Raw genomic sequence first — 16881 nt, 5'->3', positions numbered from 1 at the left:
GGGCGCGTCGGCCCGCCGCAGGTTAGGTTCAGTGACTGGGCACGGCCCCCCGGCGTTTTTCCAGCAGGCCCCGGGAGAGTCGGTCGAGCAGCAGGGCCACGGCGACGATCGCCAGGCCCGCGCGCAAGCCCAGGCCCATTTCCATGCGGGTCAGACCGCGGGTCACTTCCGCACCCAGGCCGCCAGCACCGACCAGCCCGGCCAGTACCACCATCGCCAGCGACAGCAAGATGCACTGGTTCAGGCCCACCAGCAGGGTCGGCAGGGCGCTGGGCAGTTCGATCTTGAGCAAGATGGTGGTGGGCTTGGCGCCGGTGGCTTGGCCTAACTCCAGCAAGTCCTTGGGCACCTGGCGAAAGCCCAGGCTGGTCAGGCGCAACATCGGTGGAATGCCATAGATGATGGTGGCGATGATCGCCGGCACCTTGCCCAGGCTGAAGATGATCACCGCCGGGATCAGGTAAACCCATGGCGGTACGGTCTGCATGATGTTCAGCACCGGACCGATTGCGTTGTCGAAGCGCTTGACCCGCGCCGCCAGAATCCCCAGCGGGAAGGCGATGGCCACGGCGATCAGCACCGCCACCGACACCAGCGCGATGGTCTGCATCGAGGCGTTCCAGAATCCACTGATCCAGCAGAAGCCGAGCAATGCCAGAGCCAGCGCGGCGCTGCGCAGGCTGATGAAAACGCCGGTCAGCAGGCACACTACGGCGATCAGCGCCCAGGCCGGCGGTAACAGCAGGGCCGCTTCGATGGCGCCGAGCACGGCTTCGACGAAGTGGCTGATGGCCACGAATAGGCCATGCAGGTTGGCGTTGAGCCAGTCGAACACCGGTGCCAGGTAGGCGCCGGGCGATACGTTGAGCTCAGTGAGCGTCATGGCTGTTCTCCTGGCGAGTGCCGCTCTGGGCGAGGCGATCGAGGATCAGGGTCAGCACCACGATGGCGATGGCGGCATTGATCGAACGGGCGATATCCAGGGTACGGATGGCGGTGTAGATCACCTCGCCCAGGCCGCCGGAACCGACGATGCCGGCGATCACCACCATGCCGAAGGCCATCATCAGGCTCTGGTTGATGCCGGTCATGATGCTGGGCAGGGCGAACGGCAGGCGGATCTTGACGAACTGCTGCCAGCCGGTGGTGCCACTGGCGTTGCCCAGTTCCAGGAACACCTTGGGCGTCATGCGGATGCCCAGTGCGGTCAGGCGCAGCACCGGTGGCACGGCGACGATGAAGGTGGCCACCAAGGCGGTGCCGGAGCCATAGCCGAGTAGGGCGATGGCCGGTAGCAGGTAGATGTAGGGCGGCAGGGTCTGGACCAGGTCCATCACCGGCTCGCTGATCCGGTGCAGGGTGGGCGACAGGCCTGCGGCCACGCCGCACGGGATGCCGACCACCAGCGCCAGGCTGGTGGCGGTCAGCACCAGCGCCAGGGTGCTCATGGTCTGCGGCCACAGGCCCATGACCGCGCACAACAACAAGGCGGCCAGGGTCCCGAGGGCGAAGCGCCGCCCGGCCAGGCGCCAGGCCAGCAAGGCGAACAACACTGCCACTACATAGAAGGGGGCCACGGTGAGCACCGCCAGTACCGCTTCGTAGAGCGCCTTGAGCACACCGTTGAGGGCATCGAAGATGTGCGAGGCGTTGTCCGACAGCCACATCAGACCGTTGTCGACGGTTTCGTCGAAAGCGGCAGCGAAGTCCGCGGGGTTCATGCCGAGCCCTCCCGTTGCGAGGTCACCGCGTACAACGGCGTTTCCGGCGGCACACCTTGCACGGCGCGCAGCAGGTCGCGCTGACTGATCACGCCGACCAAGACGCCGTTGTCGCGCACGCCCACGGCGTCGTGCCCGGAGCGAATCAGCAGGTTGATCAGGGTGTCCAGGTCGCTTTCTGGGCTTGCGCACTCCAGGTGCTCGTAACTTTGGCCGCGGGCTGGCGGCAGCATGATCGAGTGGGCCTTGACCAGGTGCAGGCGCGAGATGCCGGCGACGAACTCGGCCACATAATCATCGGCCGGGTTGAGCACGATGTCCTCGGCGGTGCCTTCCTGGATGATCACCCCATCTTTCATGATCGCGATGCGGTCGCCGATGCGAATGGCTTCCTCGAGGTCGTGGGTGATGAACACTGCCGACTTGCCCAGGGATTTGGTCAACTCGCGGAATTCGTCTTGCAGTTGGCGGCGAATCAGCGGATCGAGGGCGCTGAAGGGCTCGTCCATGAGGATCACTTCAGGGTCCGAGGCGATTGCCCGGGCCAGGCCCACCCGCTGCTGCATGCCACCGGACAGGTCTGACGGATAGCGGTTGGCCCAGTCGCTCAGCCCTACGGTGGCCAGTGCGCGACTGGCCACCTCATGGCGTTCTGCCTTGGCCACGCCTTGTACTTCAAGGCCGAAAGCCGCGTTTTCCAGCACTGTGCGGTGTGGCAGCAGCGCGACGCTTTGGAACACCATGCCAATGTGCTTGGCGCGCACCTCACGCAGCGCGGGTGCGTCGAGCCGGGCGATGTCCCGGCCCTTGACCAGCACTTCACCGCTGGTGGGGGTGATGAGGCGGTTGAGCAGGCGGATCAGGGTGGACTTGCCACTGCCGGACAGGCCCATGATGCAGAAGATTTCACCACGACGGACCTGCAGGCTGACGTCCGAGACGCCGACCACGCAGCCGTATTCCTGGAGGATCTGGGTCTTGCTCAGGCCGCGCTCGCGGTAGGCCTGGAGGGCGGCCGGCGCGCGGTCGCCGAAAATTTTCCAGACGCCGCGGCAATCGACCAATGTATCTACAGCATTTTCGGTATTCATAAAGTGCACCCGAACCAGGTTTTCTGGTGTGTTCTTGTGTTCAAGTTCGGCAGTGGCAAGGGCTGTTACGCCTCAATCAGTACTTCTTCATTTCCGCCCAGCGTTTGAGCAGGTCGGCATGGCTGTCGGTCCAGTCCTTGATCGCCTGGTCCATGCTCTTGCCATCGTTGACTGCGGCATTGATCGCGCTGATGTCCGGCAACGGCACGTAGACTCCGGCGATCACTTCGCGCGCCTGCGGGTTTTCTGCCGAGAAGCCCTTCTGGCCGATCCAGTAGTAGGTCTGTGGCGGGGCGAAGATGCCTTTAGGGTCGGCGAGGAACTTGGTGTCGTACTTCAGGGCCATCCAGGTGGGTTCCCACAGGGTCACGGCGACCCACTCTTTACGGTCCACGGCCGACTTGAGCGCGGCGGTCATGGCCGCGGTGCTGCCCTCGATCAGGTTGAGCTTGAGGTCGTAGTCCTTGACCGCCTTGGCGGCTTCGCCCATCAGGCCCGAGCCCGGCTCGATGCCGATGATCTTGTTGCCGAACTTGTCGGCGTTGGCGTTGAGCTGTTCGACGGAATCGATGTTCACGTACTTGGGCACTGCAATGCCTTGGTACAGCCCGTGGGACACAGGCGAGATCTTCTCCAGGCGGTTCTTGTTCTTCTTCCAGTAGTCGCTGGCCACGTAGTTGATCTGCGACGCGAGGATCTGCACGTCGCCCTTGCCCAGTGCGGCATAGGCGATGCCCCATTCGGAGAACGAGGTCACTTCGACCTTGTAGCCTGCGTTTTCGAGGGCTTTCTTGGTGATGCCGGTGATCGGCGTGAGGTCTTCCCAGGACAGGGTCCCCATCTTGATGACCTTGTCTTCGGCATGCGCCTGGCATAACCCCAGCCCGACCATTGCCAGTGCACACAACGCCTTGCGGATACGATTCATGTGGTGCTCCTTCGAGGTGTCGAAACGGGCGTTGCCGCCCTATTAGTTGTTGTCGTTGTTGAATTTCACCTGCGCGGATCCGCCGCCGGGCAAAGGCCCGCCAGGGTTCCGTACTACCAACGTCTACAGTGATCGGGCGATGCCCGCTTGCTTCAGCCCCCGGTACCGGTGGCGAAGTCGTCCACTAGCCCCTGGGGGGCGATGTACAACTGCATGTTGCCGCGCGACAGTTCCCAGTGTTCGAACACCAGATCCACCACTGCGCCTTCGTCGTGGCGGTCGAAGGCCTCGATGAAGCTGTCGTGGTGCGCCACCGCCAGTGCCAGGTCGTGGTGCATGGCGCCGTTGCGCGGGCGAAAGAACGTGTGGCCGATGCGTGCATGGTCGATCAGCAGGCGCCCCAGGCTCGGTTCGAGGTAGGGGTTGGCGGACATCTGGCCCATTATTTCGTGAAAGCGATTGTTCTCCACCACCATCGCGCGGGCGTCGTGCTCGATGCTGGCGCGGCGAAAGCGTTCTTGTGTCGCGCGCAGCTCGCGCAGTTGACCTGGCTTGTAGTTGTGCACTGCCAGGCGGCCAACCGCAGCGTAGATCATCGGGGCGACGAGGAAGAAATTGCGCAGCGTCGCGTGGTTCATCGGTGCCACCCGGGCGCCGCGGTGTTCCTGGATGTCGAGATAGCCCTCGCCGGCCAGGCGGCGGAACACGTCACGCACCGGGGTCCGCGACAAACCATAGCGCTCGCTCAGACCCAGTTCGTCGAGCGCCTGGTCGGGATCCAGTTCCATGGTCAGGATCTGGTGTTTCAGATCCTCGTACAGGTCGTTCTTGCCGCTTCTCATGAAGACCCCCCGCTGCGGTGACACCCGGAGTGATGGCTGTTTTGAAGCAGACTGGCACGGGATCGGAGGGGGGTCAATCGTGTTGTATTCTTTGTGTATACCAAAAAAATTCATCAAGAATACCCATCGAGCCAGTAGATTCATGGCTTTGCGCCCGAGATCTGCTCGACACGCAGAGTGAAAAAGGGTCGTACATGGGCACGACTCTGTCGGCAATGGATAAGCGCCTGTTTACCGATATCGATCCAGGGCCGCCGACCCGAGGCGCGTGCGGATGTGATCAAATGAGCCAAGCGTTATCCGGCTACACGCACCCTGAAACCGCTCATCGAAAAAGCTGTAGACACATTGTCTAACGCTCCCCTATAGTCATTATACAAATAGTAGACACAAGCTTATGACAACCAAAAAGGCCGCTATGAAAGCCACTGCTGATGTCCACCCACTCACAGGCGATGCGCCGCTCGACCGTAAGGGCGTCCTGGCCGACGCACTACGCCGGCGCATCCTGAGCATGGAGCTGGCACCCGGGGCCGTGGTCGATGAACTGGCGCTGTGCGACGAGTTCGGCCTTTCGCGCCCACCGGTGCGCGAGTTGCTGCGCCAGATCGCCGCCGAGGGTTACATCGAGCTGGAAACCAATCGCGCTCCCCGCGTCGCGGCCATGAACCATGACTCGCTGCACAGCTTCTTCCTGGCCGCACCGCTGATCTACGTGGCCACCACGCAGTTGGCTGCGACTTACGCCACCGCGCGTGAGATCGAGGCGCTGAAGGCGATTCAAGAGCAATTCCGCCAGGCTATCGTCGATCGGGACGTGGAAAACCGCGTGATCTACAACGACGCCTTCCACCTGGAAATCGGCAAGATGGCGCACAACGACTACCTGATGCCCAGCCTGCGTCGCGTCCTCATCGATCACACCCGCCTGGGCACTATCTTCTATCGCCACCCGACCACTGCCGACATGCAGGCCGACCTTGAACTGGCCTGTTTGCAGCACGACCAGATGATCGAGGCAATCGAGCGCCGCGACCCGGAAACCGCAGGACGCCTGGTCCGCGAACACATGGAGCTTTCCCGCCGACGCATGGCCGAGTACGCAGCGCCCCAGGGCATGGATGTGGCCCTGAACTTGTAGCACCGACACTCTCCGCCGCCCCTTGGTGCAAGGAGCGGGTGAGGAACAGACCTAACAACAATATCTGGTTCCTGAAATGACAAAGATCACCTCGTTGCCCGCCGACGACACCACTTGCGGCTGGTACCACCTGAGCAAGGGCCGCGCCGTACAACCAGCGCACAGCGGCCACAGCACCGCCCGCTGGGTCGTGGTCGGGGCCGGTTTCACCGGTCTGGCCGCCGCACGCCAGTTGGCCGAGCACTTCCCGGATGAGCAGATCGTGTTGCTCGATGCCCAGGAAGTGGGCTTCGGCTCGTCAGGTCGCAACGCAGGCTTTGCCATCGACTTGCCCCACGATATTGGTGCCGATGACTATATTGGCGACATCGGCATCGCCAAGACCGTTCTCAAGCTCAACCTCAGCGGTCAGTCGTTGCTCAAGGACCTGGTCGAGCGGCATCGCATCGATTGCCAGATGAAACACTGCGGCAAGTACCAAGCTGCCGTGGAGCCGCGGGGCATTGCCGTACTCGACGCCTACCGCCGTGGCCTGGACAAGCTTGGCCAGCCCTGGCAAATGATCGAGGCCAACGAGCTGCCCGAGCACATCGGCACGCACTTCTATCGCAAGGCCCTGTTCACCCCCGGCACCTCGCTGGTCCAGCCTGCTGCGCTGGTCAAAGGCCTTGCCGATCACCTGCCGGGCAATGTCACGCTGTACGAGAACACGCCCATCGTCGAGGTCGAGTACGGCGCCAAGACCGTATTGCGTCACGCCCACGGCTCGATCACCGCCGACAAGCTGGTGCTTACCACCAATGCCTTCGGCATGAGCTTTGGCTTCCTCAAGGGCCGTATGCTGCCGGTGTTCACTTACGCCAGCCTGACCCGCCCGATGAGTGCCGATGAGCAAGCGCGCCTGGGCGGCAAGCCGTATTGGGGCGTGATTCCGGCCGATCCGTTCGGCACGACAGTGCGCCGTACCCCGGACAATCGCCTGCTGATCCGCAACAGTTTCAGCTTCAACCCGGATGGCCGTGCCAACCGCAAGTACCTGGAGCGCTTCGCGCCGCGCCACCGCGATTCGTTCGAGCGGCGCTTCCCGATGCTCTCGGGCCTGCCGTTCGAATACACCTGGGGCGGCGCGCTGGCGATGTCGCGCAACCACCTGGGCTATTTCGGGCAGTTGGCGCCGAACGTCTATGGCGCGTTGTGCTGCAACGGCTTGGGTGTGACCCGCGGTACGGCCACCGGCAAGTTGCTGGCCGACTGGCTGGCGGGCGAAAAAAACGACTTGATCGACTTCGTATTGAACTCGCCAGGCCCGTGCGCCAACCCGCCGGCAGCCCTGACGTCACTGGGTTTGAACTTCAATCTGAAATGGGGCCAGTTGCGCGCCGGACAAGAAAGCTAATTGAACTGAGGCATGGCCAGTAAATAAGTATCGGCTGGGTATTTGATACCCGGCGTGAGGTTTCTATTGCGTGCTGTTTTTGTTCGAAGTGCAACTTCGAACTCACGGGGCTGAAAGTGTTTTTCAGCATCGCGGGTTCGTTCGCCCTGAGAACAGGCTGCGTTTGATGTGGGCTGGAGAAAATAATGACAAACACCGCTGTATCGATCGAAGATGTACCGCTTAATCGCTTTCACCAACTGTTGACTGTACGTTCGGGCGGTGGCTCGTTCGTGGACGGTTATGTGCTGAGTATCATCGGCGTGGCCATGGTGCAGATGGCCGCGGGCCTGTCGCTGAGCAGTTTCTGGCAGGGTATGATCGCCGCCTCCGCATTGATCGGGATTTTCTTCGGCGGTTTCTTCGGCGGCTGGCTGACTGACCGCTTCGGGCGCAAGCGGGTGTTCTTCGTCGGCCCGACCCTGTTCATCCTCGCCTCGCTCGCGCAATTCTGGGTGGAGTCGGCACTGGCGCTGTTCCTGCTGCGCTTGGTCATCGGCATCGCCGTGGGTATCGAATATCCAGTGGCCACTTCACTGCTGGTGGAGTTCCTGCCCAAGAAGAACCGTGGCCCCCGCCTGGCCACCCTGACCGTCCTGTGGTTCGCTGGGGCTGCCACCGCCTACGTGGTGGGTGAGGCGATCCTGCGCCATGGCGGCGACGATGCCTGGCGCCTGGTGCTGGCCAGTGCCGCCGTCATCGGTGCGCTGCTGTTCGTCATTCGCCTGGGGACGCCCGAGTCGCCACGCTGGCTGATCAGCAAGGGCCGCAGCCAAGAGGCCGAACAGGTCATCAAGCGTGTTTATGGCAGCGCCTTCTCGCTGCGCAACCTGCCCGAAGAGCCCAAGACGCGTACGCTGTCATTCATGAGCTTGCTGCAGGCCGGCTACGGTAAGCGCATGCTGTTCGTCACCATGTTCTGGACCTGTTCGGTGATCCCGGTGTTCGCCGTGTATGCCTTCGCCCCGAAGGTGCTGGGTGCGCTCAACCTCAAGGGCGACTGGGCCTCGATCGGTTCGGTGGCGATCACCTTCCTGTTCGTGGTCGGCTGCATCATCGCCACCCGCCTTCTGAACACCCTCGGCCGTCGTACCACATTGCTTCACAGCTTCTTCTGGTCTGGCCTGGCCCTGCTCGGGCTGGGGGCGTTCAGCAGTGCCACGGAAATGCTCATCCTGGTGCTCTTCGGCGCGTACGCGCTGTTCATCGGCGGTGCCCAGGTACTGCAACTGGTCTACCCGAACGAATTGTTCCCCACCGAGATCCGCGCGTGCGCGGTAGGTGTGGGCACCTCCATGTCGCGCGTTGGCGCGGCGGTGGGCACCTGGCTGGTGCCGATGGCCCTCGATAGCTATGGCATTGGCGCAACCATGTACGCGGCGGCGCTGGTGACATTCGTTGGCTTGGCGTTCTCCCTCGCCCTGGCGCCGGAAACCCGCTCGCTGAATCTGCAACAGGCCGCTTCGCTGAATTGAGCCATCCCTTGCCGGGGTGGTCCGGCAAGGTTCGAACATGAACGCACAGGAAACAACGGAGAAACCCATGAAATTCGAAGGCATCTACACCCCGGCAATCACCCCCCTGGCCGCAGACGGCTCGATCGACAAGGCGGCCTTCGCCGAGGTCCTCGAGTATCTGGTCGAGTCCAAGATTCACGGTGTAATCATCGGTGGCTCCACGGGCGAGTACTACGCCCACACCACCCAGGAGCGCATCGAGTTGGCCGCTCAGGCCAAGGACGTACTCAATGGCCGTCTGCCGCTGATCGTCGGTACGGGCGGTATCCGCACCGAAGACGCCGTTGCCTTCGGCAGCCACGCCAAGGAGATCAAGGCTGACGCGCTGCTGGTCGGTACCCCGCCGTACGCGCTGCCGACTCAGCAGGAAATCGCCCTGCACGTCAAAACCGTGGACGCTGCCGCCGATCTTCCGATCATGCTCTACAACTATCCAGGCCGCATGAGCGTGAGCATGGGCGAGGCGTTCTTCGACGCCGTCGCTGACGTGAAGAACATCGTCGCCATCAAGGAAAGCTCCGGTGACATGGCCCAGCTGCACCGCCTGGCGATCAAGCGCCCGAACATCCAGTTGTCCTGCGGCTGGGACGACCAGGCCCTGGAATTCTTCGCCTGGGGCGCGCAGAGCTGGGTCTGCGCCGGTTCCAACTTCATCCCGCGCGAGCACGTGGCCCTGTACGAAGCCTGCGTGATCGAGAAGAACTTCGACAAGGGCCGCAAGATCATGGCCGCGATGATGCCGCTGATGGACTTCCTCGAAGGCGGCAAGTTCGTCCAGTCGATCAAGCACGGGGTTGCCCTCAACGGCCTGAAAACCGGTGGCGTGCGCAAGCCGCTGTATGACCTCGACGCTGCCGAGAAAGAAGAGCTCAAGCGTGTGATCACCGAATTGAAGGCCACCATCGCCCAGATCAAATAAGGAGACCGAACATGGCTGAATTGCTGAGCAAGGCCCAATACGCGGCCATCGCCGCCAACCTGCAACTGCGCACCCAGGCGTTCATCGACGGTGAATTCCGCGATGCGATCTCGGGCCGCACCTTCGTCACCACCAACCCGGCTACCGGCGAGCAACTGGCTGAAGTCGCTGCGTGCGACGTCGACGACGTGAACCTCGCCGTGGCCGCGGCGACGCGCGTGTTCGAAGCGGGCACCTGGTCGAAGATGCAGCCGAACGACCGCAAGCACGTCTTGCAGAAGTTCGCCCAACTGCTCGAAGACAATGCCCATGAACTGGCCGTGCTCGAAGCGCTGGACAGCGGCAAGCCGGTCAGCGAGTGCCAGAACGTCGATGTGCCGGAAACCATCCACACCATCCGCTGGCACGCCGAGCTGATCGACAAGATCTACGATGCCACCGCCCCGACCGGCAATGCTGCCGTGACCATGGTGGTGCGCGAAGCCATTGGCGTGGTCGGCCTGGTGCTGCCATGGAACTTCCCGCTGCTGATGCTGGCTTGGAAGATTGCCCCGTCGCTGGCCGCTGGCTGCTCGATCGTGGTCAAGCCGGCCAAGGAAACCACCTTGAGCGCCCTGCGCGTAGCCGAGCTTGCCCATGAGGCGGGTATCCCGGCCGGTGTGTTCAACCTGGTGCCTGGCGGTGGCCGCGAAGTGGGCGAGGCCATCGGCCGCCACATGGACATCCCGATGGTCAGCTTCACCGGCTCCACCGATACCGGTCGCCTGTTCCTCAAGTACGCCGCCGAGTCCAACCTCAAGCGCATCGTGCTTGAGCTGGGTGGCAAGAACCCGGCCGTGGTCATGAACGACTGCGAAGACCTCGACGAAGTGGCGCGGTTCGTCACCGCTGGTGCGTTCTGGAACATGGGTGAGAACTGCTCGGCTTCCTCGCGCCTGATTGTGCACAAGGACGTCAAGGACGAACTGCTCGACCTGATCGGCAAGCACCTGAAAGACTGGAAGCTGGGCGATCCGCTGGACCCGGACAACCGCCTGGGTGCGATGGTCAGCAAGGCGCACTTCGAGAAGGTCAAGTCGTACCTGGACTACGCCGCCGAGCACAAGCTCAACGTGGTGCAGGGCGGCCAGACCGAAGACGGCCTGCGTGTGCAGCCGACCATCGTCGATGGCGTGACCCGCGACAACAAGCTGTTCGTCGAGGAGATCTTCGGCCCGATCCTCAGCGTGACGACCTTCGAGAGCATCGACGAAGCCATCGAGCTGGCCAACGACACCGTCTACGGCCTGGCGGCCTCGGCCTACACCGGCAGCCTGCGCAATGCGCTGCGCCTGTCCCGCGAGATCCGCGCAGGTGTGGTGACCGTGAACTGCTTCGGCGAGGGTGATGTCTCCACGCCGTTCGGCGGCTACAAGGAGTCCGGCTTCGGCGGGCGCGACAAGTCGATCTGGGCCCATGACCAGTACACCGAGCTTAAGACCATCTGGATCAACGCTTCGTAACCGAGCAGTACCGGTGCTGTTCTGACGGAGTTCGGCACCTGGCCGCCCCGGTGATACCGGGGCTGGCCCTTTCGCGGCGGTATGTCTACTTGAACTTCGGCCCCGAGCGGGTATTCAAGCCCTTGGCCATGCGGTCATACAGCACCACGTTCACCGTGGCCGCCAGGTTCATGCAGCCTTGGGTGGGAATGTAGATCGTCTCTTCGCACCAGCCACGTACGTCTTCGCTCAGCGAGCCATCCTCCGGCCCGAAGATGTAGATCGCCCGATCCGGGTGGGTGTATTCCGGCAGCGGCCTTGCACCGTCCACCAGTTCCACTGCCACCGGCGTGCAGCCCAGCGGAATGATGCGCTGCAGGTCATCGATGCCGATCAGCGGAATGTCGTAGTGCACGCGCTTGGTGTCGGTGACGAAGTCACGCGCGCGCTCATAGCGCTTGCCGGTGTAGAACACCGAATTGACCCCATAGCAGCCCGCCGCACGCATCACCGAACCTACGTTTTCGGCGGATTTGGGGTTGAACAGGCCGATGCAGCTGTACCGTTTGTTCGCCACGAGTCGGGGCCCTTCGCAAAAAAGAGCGCGATTATACGGGCTGCCCGCCCCTTAGGGCGACCGTCAGTCCTTCTGAATCGCCCCTGGTTTCGCAGGCACCCCCAAACCCCATGATGACGCCAGGAGGTGCCTGCGAAAAAACCGGGTCAGGCGAGGTGACCGCCGAGGGTTTCAGCGACCCAGTCGGCTATGAAATGTCCAGCGTTGATGCTGTTGTCGAAGCTTGAGTGCTGTACTCCCCCGGTACGCTCGTCGAAAATCTTCAGCTCTCGCTTCGGGCTGTTGACCAGTTGCTCATAGGTGCGTTCGGCCCACTTCACTGGAATCTGCGAATCCTTCGAGCCATGGGTAACCAGGAATGGAACCTTGATGCGATCCAGCACGCCGTCCAAGTGCACGTTCTCGGCAATGCGCATGAACTCCTCCATGTCCTTGGCGCCCCATACCCACTGTACGTGAGCCCAGTAGTGCGGTACGGGGAAGCTGCCTTCCTTTTCTAGACGGCGCTTTTGTACATCGCGCCAGTCGTGGTTGGCACCCCAGACCACGCCACAGGCGAAACGGGGTTCGAAAGCGACAGCGCGCGGACAGTAGTATCCGCCGAGTGACACACCCTCCATGCCGATACGTTTGGCATCGACGTCGCTGCGCGTTTCCAGCCAGTCCACCACGCGGCTAGCCCAATGTTCGCTGTCGTATCGCGCGGTTAGGTGGTGCAGGCGCAGTGCTTCCCCGGTACCCGGCTGATCTATGATCAACGAAGACACGCCACGTTTGGCCAACCAGGCTGGCAGGCCGACGCGATATTTCATTTCCTTTGTTGAGTCCAGTCCGTTGACTTGCACCAGCAGCGGAGCCGGCCCAGTGACACCTTCGGCGCGTACCAACAGGCCGGAAAGATGAGTTCCCTCGTAGGGTATCTCTACCCGCTCGCAGTTTTCCTTGGACAACTCGATGCTGCGCGCGAAGGTTTGTAAAACACGCTGATAAAGCGCTTCGCGACCAGGCGCTCCATGAGCTTGAAGGCGCTCGCAGGTCAGGTAGTACGTCGAGGCTCGGTTGTATTTCTCACCCGCTGAGAACAGGCGCCCAGCGGTTTCATCTTCCTCGGCCATACTGCAGAGTTTGTCGGCCATTTTGGCCCAGGTATCGCGGAAGGCCGCAGTACCGGTGGCATCTGGGTGCTTGGCAGCTTCGGCCAGCGGCTTGCACATCTCTTCGATTTCGCCGATGCGCGCGCCCATCTCGATAGCCAGGTTAACGGAAAGATCCCAGACGTAATTGGTAGGGAAGTAACGGAACATTCTTATTGTCCTTTAAGGTCGTCTGACACGCCCACCTCGCAGGCGTAGTGCCGAGTCACCTTAAGGACCCATTCGCTGAGTAGGCTAATCGTTACTTCGGATGCGAGGTATCGCGTTCTGCGATGCCTGGAACCGAGAGATCGACCGTCTTGATGAATTCGTGAATGCGTTCACGTAGCCATCGGTGCATGGGATCCCCGTCCGTGCTGCGGTGCCAGAGCATGAATTCACGCATGGCCGGAATTTTCACGGGCGTGGGTAAAATACGGAGTGGCAGGTATTTAGCATAGAGATGTGCCAGCCTACGATGCATGGTGGCGATACGCTGGGTGCCGACCACCAACTGCGGAACTGTATTGAAGTCGTGAGTGATCACTTCCAGGCGGCGATTGAAACCGTACTGGTTCATGAACCATTCTTCGATACTTGAGCTGCGGTTACGACCGAAGCCTACCGAGATGTGCCCCAACTCCATGTATTGCTCAAGCGACAACTGCTCACCCACCAATGTATTGCCCGCCCAGACGACGCAGACATGCTCTTCCTCAAACAGCAGATGCGAGGGGTGTCCTTCGATTACATAGCGTTCTGGGACGATCATCAGATCGATTTCACCACGTACCAGCAAGTCGCCATCGTTGGGCGCGATCATGTCGAATGTGATGTGGGGCGCCTGTTCGTGAATTTTCTGAATGACCTGTGAGAACAGCACAGTGATCAGATAGTCGGACGCCATCAACTTGAAGTGCCGTTTACTTGAGACCGGATCGAACACCTGTTTCGTGGTGATGGACGAACGAATGGTCAAGAGTACTTCGCGCACCGGTTTGGCGAGTTCCAGGGCATAGGGGGTAGGCTGCATCTTGCGGCCGACTTGCACCAGTAATTCGTCCTCGAAGAATGTCCGCAAGCGACCCAGGACACCGCTGGTGGCGGACTGAGTCATGTGTAGGCGTTCGGCCGCGCGGGTGATGTTCTGCTCTTCCAGCAGTACGTCCAATGCGACCAGCAGGTTCAGGTCGAGATGGTTGAAGCGCATGTTCAGGTGTCCGACTTGTTGTATTTATTTTTGAGATACATTTGCCGCCAACTATCGTTTAGTCAACCCTTTGTTACCCCTTATCGAGCCATGGCGCCGACAAATGTGCCTTGCGCCATGTATTGCGTTTGCCGATACGTCTCATCCCTACACACGATTGGTCCAGCTTGCCGGCTTCCTCCATCTTGAGTGGCAAGTCGTGGCTCTAGCGTGCTGCCCGGCTCCCCTCACCGGTGTCCTGCCAACGCGCCGGAAGAACAATTTCAATGGAGTGGTAGTCATGAACATCATTGGCCTTGACGCGCTGGTATTTGGCGTCGATGACATTCAGGCATGTGCCGACTGTCTGCGGGATTACGGCCTGGCCGCTGTCGAGCTGAACGAAGGAGGAGGCCGCTTTGAAGCGCTCGATGGCACAGCCATCATCATTCGTCGGCATGACGATCCGACCCTGCCACCTGCCTTGGGGCCGGCACCTTCCCTTCGCGAAACCATCTATGGCGTCGAGTCGTCGGCCGACCTTGACGCGATTGCCGACGAACTCGGGCGTGACCGTGCTGTGCTGCGTGATGACCGGGGTGTCTTGCGTAGTGTCGACGACTTAGGCTTCGCCCTGGCGTTTCAGGTCACCTGCCGTCGAGCCTTCGAGGCTGAGGCTGACCTGACCAATGCGCCCGGTTCTGCTCCCCAGCGCCCGGCCAACAAGCCAGGCATCACGCCGGATATGCCTGCACTGCCACGTACGCTGTCGCATGTCGTGTATTTCGTGCCTGATGCCGCGAAAGGCGAGGCGTTCTACCGAGATCGTCTGGGCTTCGTCACCACCGATACCTTCGTCGGGGTCGGTCCGTTCATGCGCACCGGCGCAATGGACGATCACCACTGCCTATTCATGATCCAGACGCCACCGCACATGCGCGGTTGCGAACATTTCACCTTCCACATGGGCAGTGGCACCGAGGTGCTACTGGCTGGCCGGCGGTTCGAGCAAAAAGGCTGGACCAGTTTCTGGGGGCCGGGTCGTCATCTCTTCGGCTCCAACTGGTTCTGGTACTTCAACAGCCCGCTGGGGTGTCACATCGAATACGACGCAGACATGGACACTCATGATGATGAGTGGGTGGCCCGTCAAGCGCCGATGTCCGCGGATAACTCACAGCTATTCCTGTTCTCCTCCCGCGAGAAATGGGCCCCTGGCGGTCCGCCGCCCAAGCAGGGTTGAGCGTGTTTGTCGCGCTTTGCCGGCTCGATGAGCTGGTAGAGGGGCAGTCGCGTGGGTTCGACCCCTTGCAGCGTGGCAAGGATAGTCTTTTTGCCCTGCGTTACGCGGGGGCCCTGTACCTGTATCGCAACAGCTGCCCGCATCTGGATGTTCCTCTGCACTACCGCAAGGACCGCTTCCTGTCTGCCGATGGTTCTCGAATCATCTGCTATGCGCATGGCGCCCAATTCGTACCTGACACGGGTCTTTGCGTGTTCGGACCCTGTTTGGGGGAGCGGTTGGTGGCCGTACCTTGGAGGGAGCAGGAGGGGTGGCTGGCGGTCGATGAGCTGGCATTGCAGTGAGTTGAGGTATCGCGATCAACGATACATCGAATCCGAACATGCGATTAGTCAAATTCCTGATTTGGCCAGAAGCTGGTGGACAAGGTGCACAGCACCACGGCCAGCGGCCATTTCAAATAAGAACAAGAAGCGAGAAGTGCCATGAATTCAGTTAAGAGTGTTCTGGTCGTCGGTGGTGGAATTGGTGGTCTTTGCGCAGCCATCGCGCTGCGCCGCAAGGGTATTAGCGTCGACTTGGTCGAGCTTAAATCCGAGTGGACCGTTTATGGCGTCGGTATCATTCAGCAGAGCAATGTGGTGCGTGAGATGTCGCGCTTGGGCCTGCTCGATGCTTATCTCGATGCGGCCTATGCCTTCGAAGATGTCGCCATCTATACCACCGACGGGCAGCCGTTGGTGCGTATCCCCGGTCAGCGCCTGGCCGGTCCGCAGTACCCCGCCAATGTCGGTATTTCTCGACGTGCCCTGCACAAGGTACTGAGCGAGACGACCATCGAGCTCGGTGCCAAGGTGAGCCTTGGCACCACTGTGCAATCCCTGGAGCAGGATGAAGACGGCGTTGATGTCGTACTGACCGATGGCACCAGTGTTCGCTACGACCTCGTAGTTGGGGCGGACGGCCTCTACTCCAAGGTGCGCGAGATGCTGTTCGGCAACAAGTACATGCCGCGGTTCACGGGTCAGTCGGTATGGCGCTACAACTTCCCGCGTCTGCCGCAGATCAATCATCTGGCCAACTATCAGGGGCCTGCAGGTAACGCCGGTCTGGTGCCGCTGTCCGACGAGCTGATGTACATGTTCACCACCTCCCATGAGCCAGGTAATCCGTGGATGCCCAACGACTCCCTGGCAGCCGAAATGCGCCAGCGCCTGCAAGGCATGGGTGGACTGATCGCCGAGTTGCGTGAGCAGATTACTGACAATGAGCAGGTGGTCTACAAGCCGCTCGAAGCTGTCTTCGTCAACGAACCCTGGTATCGCGGTCGCGTCCTGATCATCGGTGACGCCGCGCATGCCACTACTCCCCATCTGGGCCAAGGTGCCGGCATGGCGATCGAAGATGCCCTGGTGCTTAGCGAGGAACTGACTGCCGAAGGGGATCTGAGTCAGCAGTTGGCGCGCTTCATGACCCGTCGCTTCGAGCGCTGTAAATACATCGGCGAGAAATCGCTACTGGCTGGTGAGAGGGAGATGGCGCGTGATCGCGACTTCGACCGTATCGGTCTGGTCAAGGAAATGCTGGAGGTCACCGCTCGACCGATTTGACGCCGTGAAGGCGGCCGTACTCGCCGATCTGCCGCCGGCGTGACCTTGCACAGG

The 16881-nt window shown here is 61.4% G+C and carries 16 protein-coding genes; 8 read left to right on the top strand and 8 right to left on the bottom strand.

Going from position 1 to position 16881, the window contains the following annotated elements:
* Nucleotides 1-28: 28 nt before the first annotated feature.
* From ACNFIC_RS04650 to ACNFIC_RS04630, 5 genes are all read right to left on the bottom strand, one after another.
* Nucleotides 29-883: an ABC transporter permease gene (locus ACNFIC_RS04650; RefSeq protein WP_138218387.1), complete on the bottom strand. Its 855-nt coding sequence runs from the start codon at nucleotides 881-883 to the stop codon at nucleotides 29-31.
* A complete protein-coding gene (locus ACNFIC_RS04645) occupies nucleotides 870-1721 on the bottom strand; it encodes an ABC transporter permease (protein WP_138218386.1) in 852 nt (283 codons plus the stop codon). The genes ACNFIC_RS04650 and ACNFIC_RS04645 overlap by 14 nt, the downstream gene beginning before the upstream one ends.
* A complete protein-coding gene (locus ACNFIC_RS04640) occupies nucleotides 1718-2812 on the bottom strand; it encodes a quaternary amine ABC transporter ATP-binding protein (RefSeq protein WP_138218385.1) in 1095 nt (364 codons plus the stop codon). Before ACNFIC_RS04640 ends, ACNFIC_RS04645 begins: the two co-directional genes overlap by 4 nt.
* Nucleotides 2813-2888: 76 nt before the next feature.
* Entirely contained in the window at nucleotides 2889-3740 is an 852-nt protein-coding gene (locus ACNFIC_RS04635; protein WP_138218384.1) for a glycine betaine ABC transporter substrate-binding protein, read from the bottom strand.
* A gap of 152 nt (nucleotides 3741-3892) precedes the next feature.
* Nucleotides 3893-4582 (bottom strand): GntR family transcriptional regulator, encoded by a 690-nt coding sequence (locus ACNFIC_RS04630; RefSeq protein ID WP_138218383.1) that lies wholly within the window; start codon nucleotides 4580-4582, stop codon nucleotides 3893-3895.
* 418 nt (nucleotides 4583-5000) lie between these two features.
* Here ACNFIC_RS04630 and ACNFIC_RS04625 point away from each other — a divergent pair, with 418 nt between their 5' ends.
* The 5 genes from ACNFIC_RS04625 to ACNFIC_RS04605 all read left to right on the top strand — a co-directional run bounded on the left by ACNFIC_RS04625 (nucleotide 5001) and on the right by ACNFIC_RS04605 (nucleotide 11096).
* Nucleotides 5001-5723: a GntR family transcriptional regulator gene (locus ACNFIC_RS04625; protein ID WP_138218382.1), complete on the top strand. Its 723-nt coding sequence runs from the start codon at nucleotides 5001-5003 to the stop codon at nucleotides 5721-5723.
* Nucleotides 5724-5799: 76 nt separating this feature from the next.
* Nucleotides 5800-7119: an NAD(P)/FAD-dependent oxidoreductase gene (locus ACNFIC_RS04620; protein ID WP_138218381.1), complete on the top strand. Its 1320-nt coding sequence runs from the start codon at nucleotides 5800-5802 to the stop codon at nucleotides 7117-7119.
* A gap of 185 nt (nucleotides 7120-7304) precedes the next feature.
* Nucleotides 7305-8633: an MFS transporter gene (locus ACNFIC_RS04615; protein WP_138218380.1), complete on the top strand. Its 1329-nt coding sequence runs from the start codon at nucleotides 7305-7307 to the stop codon at nucleotides 8631-8633.
* A 67-nt stretch (nucleotides 8634-8700) separates the two neighbouring features.
* Nucleotides 8701-9594 carry a dihydrodipicolinate synthase family protein gene (locus ACNFIC_RS04610; RefSeq protein ID WP_138218379.1) on the top strand — a complete coding sequence of 298 codons (894 nt, stop codon included), beginning with the start codon at nucleotides 8701-8703 and terminating at the stop codon, nucleotides 9592-9594.
* An 11-nt stretch (nucleotides 9595-9605) separates the two neighbouring features.
* Nucleotides 9606-11096, top strand: a complete 1491-nt coding sequence (locus tag ACNFIC_RS04605) for an aldehyde dehydrogenase (protein ID WP_138218378.1) — start codon at nucleotides 9606-9608, stop codon at nucleotides 11094-11096.
* Nucleotides 11097-11181: 85 nt separating this feature from the next.
* Here ACNFIC_RS04605 and ACNFIC_RS04600 read toward each other — a convergent pair whose 3' ends face one another.
* From ACNFIC_RS04600 to ACNFIC_RS04590, 3 genes are all read right to left on the bottom strand, one after another.
* On the bottom strand, nucleotides 11182-11652 hold the full coding sequence (locus ACNFIC_RS04600) for an RNA methyltransferase (RefSeq protein ID WP_046856681.1): 471 nt from the start codon (nucleotides 11650-11652) through the stop codon (nucleotides 11182-11184).
* 146 nt (nucleotides 11653-11798) lie between these two features.
* Nucleotides 11799-12956 (bottom strand): alpha/beta hydrolase family protein, encoded by a 1158-nt coding sequence (locus tag ACNFIC_RS04595; protein WP_138218377.1) that lies wholly within the window; start codon nucleotides 12954-12956, stop codon nucleotides 11799-11801.
* A gap of 91 nt (nucleotides 12957-13047) precedes the next feature.
* Nucleotides 13048-13995 carry a LysR family transcriptional regulator gene (locus ACNFIC_RS04590; protein ID WP_138218376.1) on the bottom strand — a complete coding sequence of 316 codons (948 nt, stop codon included), beginning with the start codon at nucleotides 13993-13995 and terminating at the stop codon, nucleotides 13048-13050.
* 280 nt (nucleotides 13996-14275) lie between these two features.
* Here ACNFIC_RS04590 and ACNFIC_RS04585 point away from each other — a divergent pair, with 280 nt between their 5' ends.
* From ACNFIC_RS04585 to ACNFIC_RS04575, 3 genes are all read left to right on the top strand, one after another.
* Nucleotides 14276-15217 (top strand): VOC family protein, encoded by a 942-nt coding sequence (locus ACNFIC_RS04585; RefSeq protein ID WP_138218375.1) that lies wholly within the window; start codon nucleotides 14276-14278, stop codon nucleotides 15215-15217.
* On the top strand, nucleotides 15181-15561 hold the full coding sequence (locus ACNFIC_RS04580; RefSeq protein ID WP_138218374.1) for a Rieske (2Fe-2S) protein: 381 nt from the start codon (nucleotides 15181-15183) through the stop codon (nucleotides 15559-15561). The genes ACNFIC_RS04585 and ACNFIC_RS04580 overlap by 37 nt, the downstream gene beginning before the upstream one ends.
* A gap of 141 nt (nucleotides 15562-15702) precedes the next feature.
* Nucleotides 15703-16827, top strand: a complete 1125-nt coding sequence (locus ACNFIC_RS04575) for an FAD-dependent oxidoreductase (protein ID WP_138218373.1) — start codon at nucleotides 15703-15705, stop codon at nucleotides 16825-16827.
* Nucleotides 16828-16881: the final 54 nt, after the last annotated feature.

Source organism: Pseudomonas sp. NY15463 (genome assembly GCF_048068415.1).
GTDB classification, from domain to species: Bacteria; Pseudomonadota; Gammaproteobacteria; order Pseudomonadales; family Pseudomonadaceae; genus Aquipseudomonas; species Aquipseudomonas mosselii_C.
This window is presented reverse-complemented; position numbering and strand designations above follow the sequence as displayed.

Bases quoted from the DNA above. Each gene is read 5' to 3' on its own strand.
- ACNFIC_RS04625 (WP_138218382.1), top strand. From the start codon at position 5,001: ATGAAAGCCACTGCTGATGTCCACCCACTCACAGGCGATGCGCCGCTC.
- ACNFIC_RS04585 (WP_138218375.1), top strand. From the start codon at position 14,276: ATGAACATCATTGGCCTTGACGCGCTGGTATTTGGCGTCGATGACATT.
- ACNFIC_RS04575 (WP_138218373.1), top strand. From the start codon at position 15,703: ATGAATTCAGTTAAGAGTGTTCTGGTCGTCGGTGGTGGAATTGGTGGT.
- ACNFIC_RS04590 (WP_138218376.1), bottom strand. From the start codon at position 13,995: ATGCGCTTCAACCATCTCGACCTGAACCTGCTGGTCGCATTGGACGTA.
- ACNFIC_RS04610 (WP_138218379.1), top strand. From the start codon at position 8,701: ATGAAATTCGAAGGCATCTACACCCCGGCAATCACCCCCCTGGCCGCA.
- ACNFIC_RS04635 (WP_138218384.1), bottom strand. From the start codon at position 3,740: ATGAATCGTATCCGCAAGGCGTTGTGTGCACTGGCAATGGTCGGGCTG.
- ACNFIC_RS04595 (WP_138218377.1), bottom strand. From the start codon at position 12,956: ATGTTCCGTTACTTCCCTACCAATTACGTCTGGGATCTTTCCGTTAAC.
- ACNFIC_RS04580 (WP_138218374.1), top strand. From the start codon at position 15,181: ATGGGCCCCTGGCGGTCCGCCGCCCAAGCAGGGTTGAGCGTGTTTGTC.
- ACNFIC_RS04640 (WP_138218385.1), bottom strand. From the start codon at position 2,812: ATGAATACCGAAAATGCTGTAGATACATTGGTCGATTGCCGCGGCGTC.
- ACNFIC_RS04650 (WP_138218387.1), bottom strand. From the start codon at position 883: ATGACGCTCACTGAGCTCAACGTATCGCCCGGCGCCTACCTGGCACCG.
- ACNFIC_RS04605 (WP_138218378.1), top strand. From the start codon at position 9,606: ATGGCTGAATTGCTGAGCAAGGCCCAATACGCGGCCATCGCCGCCAAC.
- ACNFIC_RS04645 (WP_138218386.1), bottom strand. From the start codon at position 1,721: ATGAACCCCGCGGACTTCGCTGCCGCTTTCGACGAAACCGTCGACAAC.
- ACNFIC_RS04630 (WP_138218383.1), bottom strand. From the start codon at position 4,582: ATGAGAAGCGGCAAGAACGACCTGTACGAGGATCTGAAACACCAGATC.
- ACNFIC_RS04615 (WP_138218380.1), top strand. From the start codon at position 7,305: ATGACAAACACCGCTGTATCGATCGAAGATGTACCGCTTAATCGCTTT.
- ACNFIC_RS04620 (WP_138218381.1), top strand. From the start codon at position 5,800: ATGACAAAGATCACCTCGTTGCCCGCCGACGACACCACTTGCGGCTGG.